The organism is bacterium, assembly GCA_008933615.1.
Classification (GTDB): Bacteria; CLD3; CLD3; order SB21; family SB21; genus SB21.
Map to the genome: position 1 here is coordinate 60,749 of WBUR01000019.1, position 11,015 is coordinate 71,763.

Genomic DNA, 11,015 nt, shown 5'->3' on the forward strand with positions numbered 1-11,015 from the left:
CCTTATTACGAATTTGTGATCAATGGTCAGTAAAACATGACGAATGTCATTGACAAAAACTCAATGCGTATGTATTTTTTGTTGGGTTTCGTAGTTTAACAGTTTTCAGTTATTTTGTTGGAACTGCATTGTTCAATATTCACCTGGCCGGAGTTTTGTAATGAAATTTGTGCTATTCACTCTGCTGTTAGTTATAACCGCTATAGCCTGCATGAATCATAACGATTCAGGCGCAAGCACGGGCACGGGAAATAACTATCCGACTCTTATTCGAATAGGATTATTCAGCGGCCTAAATGGCGTGACGATCACAGGGCAACTTGAAATATATCAAGACGTGTCGACTTTACAAGAGACATTTGAAACGCTGAATGATTTTCAAATAACGGGTGTATCAGGTTCAATTCAATTCTGGCTGACGGACAATGCGGGCTCCACGAACCTAAATACTTCAACCAAGAAGCTACTATTAGGAGCGGTCGAATCGAGCTATGCAGGCGCCCATAGTTTTGTGATTCAAACCGGAGCGAGATCCTCCGACTATACACATGCGGTTGTTTTTGGGGTGACTGACAACAAAAATATCGGAAAAGCGCAACTTCTGTTGCCTCTTCCGCCGGGATAAGAACGGATACAATCTATTGCATTCGATTATATCTATATCTATTTCAATGTTTGACAGGAAACTATTAGGCGAAAAAAATCCGTTACTCATTAAAGGGCGGTGAAGAGCTTGTGGACTGTGAATTAAACGAAATGGGGATGACAGATTAGCTTTCCCCAATATCAACTGACGCATAATACTAGGGAATAGAAATGCCGCGAGTTATCACGCATTCATTTATCAAAGTTAATCTACCTTTTATAACCCGTCTATCAGATGTTTTTCAGGCGGAGGAACAGATCGCTGTTGAATGGATTTCGCCGGAAGACAACAGGGTATCGCTATTCGACGGGCTATATGAATATGAACAGAATACAAGCGAGACTTTTACTGTTAGAGGTAAGCCGGGTTTTTGTGCTGCCGTTACGGAGGAATTGGATAAGCAAGGCAGAATTGTAGATAAGCGCCCACAGAACCCATCGGTTAAATTTTGGATTCACCTCAGCGGAAAGCGCGCTTGATTATATGAATTTTTGTTACCAGAATGCAGAGGTTTAATGAAAAGATTAGTATTCTTTCTGAGCATTCTGATGATAGGTGTAGAGTCATGCTCGCCAGTTTACGTACCAAACGCTGTAAACACTCCGCTATTCACAGGGCAAAATGAGTTTCATGGCGCGGGCTACATTAGAAATTTGACTTCTTGGGATGTACAGGTTGCTTTCACTCCATTGAATCATGTGGGCATCATGGCCAACGGCTCCGTTGGCAGTATGGAATTTTTTTTGGCGCCAGAACTCGGTAAAAGTAGGCAAGAATTTTTTGAACCCGGACTCGGTTTTTTTGGCAGACTTAATCCTGAAAATAATGTTCATGGCGATCTGTATATTGGTTATGGCAGGGGCAAAATAAAATCCAAAAGCGACTTTTTCGAGTCAATTATAAATGTAAACACAAGGACGACCGGGTATTTTCACAGGTTTTTTTTGCAGGCTGCATTCGGTGCGCCTAGCGGAACGAATGGCCCCTTATTGACATGTCGGCTAACCAAGATAGACTACTATAAATTCAAATCGAAGATTGCGGTCGTGCATAAAGACGAAACCGCTTATTTTGCCGAGCCAGCGCTGACAATTAAATTTGGACCTAAACCTTTCAAGTTTGTAATTCAGGGTATTTTTGCACAGCGAGTCGGGGGTGATAAAGACCTTCAATATGTGAAGACGCAATTGCTTGGCGGGGCAGAAATCCAAATAGGGCATTGAGCGTGCTTGAAAGCAGTTTGAATTATTTATGAAGTATCTGTTACTCCCTTTACGAGTTATTTATAAAATTTATTATCTGACGTATTTCGTTCTTTCATTTCTCATTTGTTACCCGATTTTTTATTATTTATTAGCCAGCCGCTCCCGTTTCCTCAAAGCATTTATATTGATGAGATGGTACGCTCTGGTTTGGCAGTTTTTTGCTTTTTCGCCGGTGAGGGTTCGCGCAGTTTCTAACATTCCCTGCAACGGCTCCTTTATTATTTGTGCGAATCATAGTTCGTATATGGATATTCCGGTGATGTACTGCGTATTTAAGAGGTATTTTGTTTCAGTTGGAAAAAAAGAAATCGAAAAATGGCCTTTGTTTCATATCTTTTATACTTCAGAAATGAATATTGCGGTTGATCGTGATAGCCCTAGCGCATCTTTTGATGCGTTCAAGCGTATGTTGACAGAAATTGACAAGGGAAATCCATTGGCGATTTTCCCTGAAGGAACTATTCCAAAACACGCGCCGAAACTAGGCGACTTCAAATCAGGCGCTTTTTCCATAGCTATTCGAAAACAAATTCCAATACTGCCCGTTACATTTGTGACAAATTGGAAGCGCTTGCAGAGAAGCGGTGTCTGGGAAGGGAAAGCCGGGCCAGGTTTTTCGGAGGTGGTTATCCATGAAATTGTGGACACAACCGGATTAACCAAGAAAGATACTGATGACCTTCAAATAAGAGTAAAGAAGATTATCAACAGGCCGTTGAAAGAACGTTTTGGTTGTGAAGTGTAGGTTAAATATTTCAGTTTTTTTATATGTTGTGAATATGGGAATCTTAAATCAGTCCCGCAGGTTGCATCTTAAAATTCGTTTTACTATAATGGGGGAGTGAAAATGATGCGGCGTACTGGCCATTCTTTGAGAAGTCAGATCTGTAGTTCGTTACCATTACCAGTCTAATGGAATCCTCTTTCCTGTTGCCCATCTCGAAATCAGAGAGGCGTTTCGAAATTAGCTTAACGTCTTCTGTCCCGCATAAAATGGCTTTTTGACAGACTTAGTATAATAAATTGAATTTAACACCAGCGGAAAGGAATCCGTATGTCTACGAAAGTGTTATTGGTCTATCCGGAAATGCCGGTTACATATTGGAGTTTTCGTTACACGCTCCCGTTCATTGGAAAAAAAGCAAGTATTCCGCCAATCGGATTACTGACCGTTGCGGCCATGCTGCCGAAAGATTTTGAAGTTAAATTGATTGATATGAACACATCGAAATTGACCGATAAGGATATATTAACTGCGGATATAGTATTTACTTCTACGATGCTGGTACAAAAACGATCGCACGAGAAAGTGGTTGAGATGTGTAACCGGTTGCACAGACCGATTGTGGCCGGCGGCCCTTATCCAACAAGCTCCTATGAGCAAATTTCCGGTGTTGATTATTTCGTCCTAAATGAAGCTGAAGTAACGTTGCCGCAATTTCTGAACGATTACAAGTCCGGTCGCGCCAAACACATCTACGCGGACGAAACCAAACCGGATATTACACGGACGCCGGCTCCGCGTTTTGACCTGCTCGATACAAAACAATACGCCATCATGGCGTTACAATATTCGCGTGGATGCCCATTTTCCTGCGAATTTTGCGACATTGTTTCCATGTTCGGCCATATTCCCCGCACAAAAACTCCCGATCAATTTGTAGAAGAAATGGACGGTTTGTACCGATCAGGTTATCGCGGTTCATTATTTATTGTTGATGATAATTTTATCGGTAATAAAAAGAATGTTAAGGAACTCTTACCGGCTATTTCTGAGTGGCAAAAGAAATGTGGTTTCCCGTTCACTCTTTTTACGGAAGCGAGCGTGAATCTTGCAGAAGACAGTGAATTGATGGATATGATGGTTGCCGCAGGTTTTAATATGGTATTCCTGGGAATTGAGACGCCGGTTAAAGAATCATTGGTGGAGACGCACAAAATGCAGAATATTAAATCAGATCTGCTTAAGAGTATACATACAATTCAGAAAAAAGGCATGGAAGTTACCGGCGGATTTATTATCGGATTCGATAACGATCCTGAAGATATTTTTGAACGGCAGATTCATTTTATCCAGCAATCTGGGATACCAGCAGCCATGGTGGGACTGCTTACGGCACTCCCGAATACGCAGTTATACAAGCGTCTGAAAACTGAAAACCGGTTGGTCGATCTTTTTACTTCAGGAAACAACACACATGATCTACGGCTGAATTTTGTGCCAAAAATGAATATGAACAAACTGGTCGACGGATACAGACAAGTGCTTTCGGAAATTTATAAACCAGGAAAATATTTTCATCGTTGTTTCACGCTGTTGAAGAAACTGAGGTCGCACCGCGGAGCAAAAAGACGGATACGTTTGCCGGAGTTGCGCGCGCTCATCATGTCGCTGACATGTCAGACTTTTTCGTTCTACGGGTTGCATTATATTAGATTTATCAGCAAGGTACTTTTAACCAGGCCAGCATCGTTTCAACTCGCCATTACGTTGGCTGTAAAGGGCCATCATTTCATGAAGATTACGCGCGAAACCTTAGCGGTGGCTAATCTCGGGGTTTATAAGGAGAAATTACTGGATGTATTCAGGCAAATGGTAAAAGAAAAATTTGATAACATTTCGGCCATCGATCTTAAAGAAATTATGGAAATAGTCGGAACGTATCGTGACCAATCGATAGCAGATCTCAAGTGGGAATTTGATCGGATTCATCGTGACTTTCAGCCTTACGCAGAAGAAGTACTGCAAAATTTTGAGCAAATGATGGATGAGATATTAGTCGAACTTTCAGCAAATAATCTTCAACCGATACGGCTACATTCGTAACAATTTGATTCCCGAACGATAGTTGAAGGGATTCTTTGGCATTACGTTCAAAGTGCATCTCATCACACCCAATCCAATGCTTGCCTAATATTTTTGTACTAATCAAAAGGAAGAATGGCATCGTAATACTAGGGCTGATTTGATTTTCATCGTGTTCATCACTGCCTTTTCTATTTGATTCCACAAATCTATTTGATTCCACAAAATAAATTTCTATATTTCCGCCGAATTTATATCGATTTAAATCAGTTCGGAGCTTCTATTCTAATGTCCTTCACGTCACAAGAGATACGCCGTCAATTTATAAAATTTTTTGAAGAACGTGGTCATAAGTTTGTTCCATCAAGCCAGGTTGTTCCAAACGATGACCCAACCTTGCTCTTTACGAACGCAGGGATGAACCAATTCAAGCCTATTTTTTTGGGAAATGAAAAACGAGATTACTTTCGCGCCGTCAATTCTCAAAAATGTATTCGTGTCAGTGGAAAACATAATGATCTTGAGGAAGTCGGTCACGACACGTACCACCATACTTTCTTTGAGATGCTTGGCAATTGGTCTTTTGGTGACTATTACAAAAAAGAAGCAATAGAATGGGCTTGGGAATTGTTAACCGGAATATGGGGCTTACCGAAGCACCGTTTTTACGCAACGGTTTTTCGTGACGATACGGAGGCTGCAGAATTATGGAAAAAAGTAACAGATATTGATCCTTCACATATTCAGCGTTTCGGCGAAAAAGATAATTTTTGGGAAATGGGTGACACGGGACCGTGCGGGCCGTGCTCGGAAATTCATATAGACCTGACAGAGCACGGTAATGGGGGCAAACTTGTCAATACCGGTTCTCCGGAAGTGATCGAACTCTGGAATCTCGTATTTATTCAGTTCAATCGTAATGCCGACCGTAGTCTTATTGAACTACCGTCCAAACATGTCGACACCGGAGCCGGATTTGAGCGCATCACGCGCGTGTTGCAAAACAAAAAATCAAATTATGATATTGATATCTTCACGGACATCATAAATGGCATTGAACGGAGCACAAAGAAATCGTATGAAAATGAACATTTCAAAGCATCATTCCGAGTTATAGCCGACCATATTCGTATGCTTACTTTTTCAATTACGGATGGAGCCATTCCCGGGAATGACGGACGAGGATATGTTTTACGGCGTATCCTCAGGCGAGCTGCATTGTACGGCAGAAAACTCAGCATGCATGAGCCATTTATTTATAACTTGGTTTCCGATGTTGTGAAATCAATGGGAGACGCTTTTCCTGAGATAAGAACACGCCAGTCTTTTGTAGAAAAAGTAATCAAAACCGAAGAAGAGAATTTTAATAATACGCTTGATCGTGGAATCGAAGTATTTGAGGATGTGGCAAGAAAACTGGAGAAAGCAGGGATCAAACAGATATCGGGAGAGGATGTTTTCAAACTATATGACACTTACGGTTTTCCCGTTGACCTTACACGCGTAATCGCATATGAGCGCGGGTTCACAGTCGATGAAAATAAGTTCGCCGAAGAGATGACAATACAAAAACAGCGTTCGAGGGATGAAGGAAAAAAAATATTTATTAACAAAGACGTGAAATGGCAAACTGTTTCTCAGGAAAAGAAATCTGTGTTCTTAGGTTATGAAACGCTTGAATGCGATGCGCAATTGCTCAAAATTAATCGGGATGGCAAACATCTCCAGTTGGTATTTGACCAAACTCCGTTCTATGCCGAATCTGGGGGACAGGTTGGGGATAAGGGATTAGTTAAATTTAAGGACATGGTTATTGAAATATGGGACGCGCAAAGGGTTGGTGATGATATTGTCCATTTTGCAGATGATACTTCCGGGATGGATCTCGAAAAACTTCGCACCGGGCATTTGATTGTATACGCACAACATCGTGAGCCAACAATAAAAAATCATTCTGCTACGCACATTCTTCACGCAGCTCTGCGACAGATACTTGGGGATCATGTTCATCAAGCCGGATCGGTCGTTGAACCCAATCGTTTGCGTTTCGACTTTACTCATTTTGAAAAAATATCCGATGAACAATTGAATAAAATTGAGCGCCTTGTTCAACAGAAAATATTCGAAAATATACCCCTCCGGCATCACCGAAATATTCCGATAAGCGATGCAAAAAAGATGGGAGCGCTATCTTTTTTCGGGGATAAATACGGGGACACGGTTAATGTTGTTCAATTCGGTGATTTCAGCAAAGAGTTTTGCGGCGGGACGCATGTTGGCTCTACCGGTTTTATAGGATTCTTTAGAATCACTTCCGAATCAAGCATTGCATCTGGAGTGCGGCGTATTGAGGCAATTACCGGAGATCTGGCAGAAAGGACTTTAGAGGCAGAGCATCAAATCAATGAGGAATTAAAGACATTACTTAATTGTAAAACCGAAGAGATTTTGGAAAAAGTTGAAGTGCTTACGAATAAAAAAAAAGAACTTGAGAAGGAGTTGATTCAGCTAAATCTCAAATTGGTTACTTCAAAACTTGATGAAATTCTTTTCAACGCTCAAAAGGTTAATGGGATTCGTGTTGTATCATCAAAGATCGAACTCCCGGATGGCGTTGAACTCAAAGAAGTTGCGGATACTCTTCGACAGAAATTAGTATCAGGTGTCGGCCTCCTGGCGTCAATAAGAAATGAGAATGTGATGTTTGTGTGTGTGGTAACAGATGATCTTATGAAACAATTTAATGCCGGTGTGATCGTAAAAGAAATTGCCAAAGTAGCCGGGGGCAGTGGCGGGGGCCGCCCACATCTTGCGACTGCGGGAGCTAAGGATCCTAGCCGTGTTAACGACGCTCTTAAAAGCTTATTTACAATGATTCAATAATCCTGGAAACAGATGAAGAAAAATAGGAAAGCAAATAGCAGAAACGAAGGGTCACTCGTGCCAAAAAAACTTAAAAAAGATCATGAAGAGCCGTCTATTAAGATATCAAGCAAGGGAAGGCTGAAAAGAATTATTGAAAAAAAAATTAAAGAATCACCGTATCTGTCGCAAAAAAAATCAACAAAAAGTGAAAACACGACACAGCCGTCTAATTTGATGATTAGCGTTTCTGGAATTCGGGGTGTTATCGGCGATGCTTTGAATCCGGAAGTCATTACGAAATATTCTGCGGCATTCGGCACTTGGGCCAATGGCGGAACGATTGTGATAGGACGCGATTCGCGGGTTTCAGGAGAATTAGTTAAAACGGCGGCCATAGCGGGTTTACTGGCAACCGGCTGTAAGATCATAGAGATTGGTGTTGTGCCGACACCGACAGTGGAAATAGCAGTCAAAAACCTCAACGCTCACGGAGGGATCGCTATCACTGCAAGCCACAATCCGGTTGAATGGAACGCCCTAAAGCTCATTGGACCAAATGGCTTTTTTTTAACTCCAACACAGATGGACGAGGTATTGGAATTAGCTCAACTGAACAATATCGAATACGTTGAATGGGATCGGATTGGGAAAGTTCAGTATTACGACTATGCCATACAAAATCACATTGATAGGATACTGGAGCTATCGTACATCGATGTTAACGCATTGCAAAAAAGAAATTTTAAAGTAGTAGTGGACAGCATCAACGGTGCCGGTGGGGTGATTGCTCTGAAACTCTTGACGGAACTGGGCTGTGAAGTGATTATGATCAATGAAGAAGCGCACGGTATTTTTCCGCGTAATCCGGAACCGACTGCAGAGAATCTAAGCGCTCTGGAAACTGCGGTAATGCACCACAAAGCGGACATTGGTTTTGCGGTTGATCCGGACGTGGATCGCTTGGCGATCATATCAAATAATGGAAAGGCTATTGGAGAAGAATACACTCTCTCCATAGTGACGGACTTCATTTTGTCTCATAAGAAAGGACCCGTCGTTGTTAACGCATCAACCACTATGGCCATAGATGACATTGCGGCAAAACATGACTCAAAATGCCATCGCACGAAAATCGGTGAGATACATGTATCTTCAAAAATGAAAGAAGTGCATGCAGTTATTGGCGGCGAAGGCAACGGCGGCGTAATATTACCTGATATCCATTTGGGAAGGGATGCTTTGACTGGAATGGCACTGATTCTGCAGTATATGCTTGAAAAAAAGAAGACAATTTCCGACAGCGTAGAGCTTCTGCCGTTTTATTTGATGAAAAAAGACAAAATCGCACTGAATAAGATCGACTCGGGTAAAATATTTGACAAAATTTTAAAAGATTATTCAAATGAAAAAATTGACCTGACGGACGGTGTCAAAATTGTTTTCAAGGAATCCTGGATCCATTTTCGTAAATCGAATACAGAGCCGATTGTTCGAATTATTGCAGAGTCAAAATCCCAAAAAGAACTTGATAAGCTAATTAAATCGTTTACAAGCTATTTTCATTAAGTATTTATGTCATCTAAATGCTCAAGAAATCCATTTTAAAGGAGTGCGGTCATGAAAAAACTAGCGAAATTGCTGTGCGTTGGTGCTATACTGTGTTATTTTGCACAGACAAATGCATACGCGCAAAAACCCTCATGGGTTGATAATCCCGGTATTTATTCATCAGAAAATTTTGTCGGTGTGGGTGTCGCTAAGGATAGTAAAGCCGATAAAGCCAGGGCAAAGGCTGAAAAGAAAGCCGTAGCAGGTATCGAAAAAATCCTAAAAAACAAATATCCAAAAAAAGAAATCAAATCGTCCGTGTCTTCCATTAGGATAGAGTCTTATTGGCAAGATCCTATGACAAAATATTATTATGTCTTAGCGCTATTGCCTATTGAGGCAATTGATAAGAATTATGCAGCGCAGAAAAAAGCTGATAAAGCTCGTTCAAGCGCGATGAGCGCACTTAAAATGCTAAATGCTCAAACCGCAGATCCGGATGTTGCAGTAATAAAAGTAGACGATGATGTAACAGACTCTGAAAGCGGATCAGGCGACATGGATGTGGAAGCGGCAGAAGTAGAGCAGCCTGCTGAAACTAAGGTTGAAATCAAAAAAGAAACAACTACCGTGAGTTCAGTCGCTTCAGTTGCAACTTCAAGCAATATGGCGGATGGAAGCACTGATTTTGCCAATAAATCTTTTGGAAGTTTTAAATGGAGTGACCAGGATCAGAACTCAAAATATTCATTACTCGGCGATGGCTACCTTACAGTAAACGTCGTTAGTGATGAAACATGGGATCCTAAAGAAGGAAATAAACGCGCCCCGCGGGTGGAGACTGTAGACGTCAAGGGGAGTTTTACGGCCATCGCAAAAGTAAAAGCAGATTGGAGTAAATACCGCGTTGGATTTGGAATTTGCGCACACAGCGGCAAGCAGAACATTATATCTAAAGTATTTTATAATGGATCGTATGTTTATCTTGAGGGATATGCAAATGATATTGACTTACCGCGGACAGAAAAACATGTTGAGCCCGTCAAAGGATTTGTATATATGAAATTGGTCAGATCAGCCTATTCCTGGACGGCATATTACAGTTCTATCGAGGATGACTGGGTGGAGATTGCGAATTTTGAGACCGAGTTTCCGGAAACCTGCAACGTCGGGGTTGTATTTCTCAACGATGAAGGAACCACTTCGGCAATGAAATTGGAGTTTTTGAAAGTTACGCAGTAGCCAAAACGAAAGTGTAATTTTGGAAAAGCAAGCTTTGTTTTCAAAGCTTGCTTTTTTATTTTCCAAATTGCTCCTAACCTTTTTAAAAATAATAAAAAAACCTCAAAAAAACTTGACAACCGCTTTTTTTTTCTATATATTGGGCACTCTAAAATAATAGCCTATCTTTCTATAGGTTTTTATTGAGTTTAAAATTACTCACGTGAGTGACTTGATTGTCATCCTGATACTGCAGGATACCTCCCGGTTAGTATAACGCGGATTTGTGTGTAATAATTTTAAATTTGCGAGAGTAACTCAATTGGTAGAGTACCTGCCTTCCAAGCAGGATGTTGCGAGTTCGAGCCTCGTCTCTCGCTCTTGCTGCTTGATTTGCAAGGCCTGTGTAGCTCAGCTGGTTAGAGCGCGTCCTTGGTAAGGACGAGGTCACCGGTTCGATTCCGGTCTCAGGCTCATCGGCGTTCGAATGAATTTGATTTACTTATGTGGACATTATAAACATGCAAGGAGACTCACATGGCAAAGGAAAAATTTAACAGGTCGAAACCGCACGTCAACATCGGTACGATTGGTCACGTGGATCACGGCAAGACGACATTGACGTCGGCGATCACGATGGTACAGGCACAACGCGGCATGTCGA

Annotated in this window: 9 protein-coding genes and 2 tRNA genes; all 11 read left to right on the top strand. The window is 41.4% G+C overall.

The features are described from left to right. Positions 1 to 160 precede the first annotated feature (160 nt). Entirely contained in the window at positions 161 to 625 is a 465-nt protein-coding gene (locus tag F9K33_08725; protein KAB2879615.1) for a hypothetical protein, read from the top strand. Between the two features lie 191 nt (positions 626 to 816). Beyond that, a complete protein-coding gene (locus tag F9K33_08730; GenBank protein ID KAB2879616.1) occupies positions 817 to 1,125 on the top strand; it encodes a hypothetical protein in 309 nt (102 codons plus the stop codon). A 36-nt stretch (positions 1,126 to 1,161) separates the two neighbouring features. Next, positions 1,162 to 1,869 carry a hypothetical protein gene (locus F9K33_08735; GenBank protein ID KAB2879617.1) on the top strand — a complete coding sequence of 236 codons (708 nt, stop codon included), beginning with the start codon at positions 1,162 to 1,164 and terminating at the stop codon, positions 1,867 to 1,869. Positions 1,870 to 1,897: 28 nt separating this feature from the next. Further along, a complete protein-coding gene (locus tag F9K33_08740) occupies positions 1,898 to 2,656 on the top strand; it encodes a 1-acyl-sn-glycerol-3-phosphate acyltransferase (protein KAB2879618.1) in 759 nt (252 codons plus the stop codon). A gap of 309 nt (positions 2,657 to 2,965) precedes the next feature. After that, entirely contained in the window at positions 2,966 to 4,738 is a 1,773-nt protein-coding gene (locus F9K33_08745; GenBank protein ID KAB2879619.1) for a B12-binding domain-containing radical SAM protein, read from the top strand. Positions 4,739 to 5,005: 267 nt separating this feature from the next. Beyond that, the gene (gene alaS / locus F9K33_08750) at positions 5,006 to 7,600 is read left to right on the top strand and encodes an alanine--tRNA ligase (GenBank protein KAB2879620.1); all 2,595 of its coding nucleotides are present in this window, start codon (positions 5,006 to 5,008) and stop codon (positions 7,598 to 7,600) included. A 216-nt stretch (positions 7,601 to 7,816) separates the two neighbouring features. Further along, positions 7,817 to 9,148, top strand: a complete 1,332-nt coding sequence (gene glmM / locus F9K33_08755) for a phosphoglucosamine mutase (GenBank protein KAB2879623.1) — start codon at positions 7,817 to 7,819, stop codon at positions 9,146 to 9,148. A 51-nt stretch (positions 9,149 to 9,199) separates the two neighbouring features. Then, on the top strand, positions 9,200 to 10,372 hold the full coding sequence (locus tag F9K33_08760) for a hypothetical protein (protein ID KAB2879621.1): 1,173 nt from the start codon (positions 9,200 to 9,202) through the stop codon (positions 10,370 to 10,372). A 286-nt stretch (positions 10,373 to 10,658) separates the two neighbouring features. Further along, positions 10,659 to 10,731 (top strand) — tRNA-Gly (locus F9K33_08765). 20 nt (positions 10,732 to 10,751) lie between these two features. Beyond that, positions 10,752 to 10,825 (top strand) — tRNA-Thr (locus tag F9K33_08770). A 63-nt stretch (positions 10,826 to 10,888) separates the two neighbouring features. Beyond that, the coding region (gene tuf / locus F9K33_08775) for an elongation factor Tu (GenBank protein KAB2879622.1) at positions 10,889 to 11,015 on the top strand (127 nt) is incomplete at its 3' end.

Coding starts and splice junctions, on each gene's coding strand:
- F9K33_08740 (KAB2879618.1), top strand. CDS start 1,898: ATGAAGTATCTGTTACTCCCTTTACGAGTTATTTATAAAATTTATTAT.
- F9K33_08730 (KAB2879616.1), top strand. CDS start 817: ATGCCGCGAGTTATCACGCATTCATTTATCAAAGTTAATCTACCTTTT.
- F9K33_08760 (KAB2879621.1), top strand. CDS start 9,200: ATGAAAAAACTAGCGAAATTGCTGTGCGTTGGTGCTATACTGTGTTAT.
- F9K33_08745 (KAB2879619.1), top strand. CDS start 2,966: ATGTCTACGAAAGTGTTATTGGTCTATCCGGAAATGCCGGTTACATAT.
- F9K33_08735 (KAB2879617.1), top strand. CDS start 1,162: ATGAAAAGATTAGTATTCTTTCTGAGCATTCTGATGATAGGTGTAGAG.
- alaS (KAB2879620.1), top strand. CDS start 5,006: ATGTCCTTCACGTCACAAGAGATACGCCGTCAATTTATAAAATTTTTT.
- glmM (KAB2879623.1), top strand. CDS start 7,817: ATGATTAGCGTTTCTGGAATTCGGGGTGTTATCGGCGATGCTTTGAAT.
- F9K33_08725 (KAB2879615.1), top strand. CDS start 161: ATGAAATTTGTGCTATTCACTCTGCTGTTAGTTATAACCGCTATAGCC.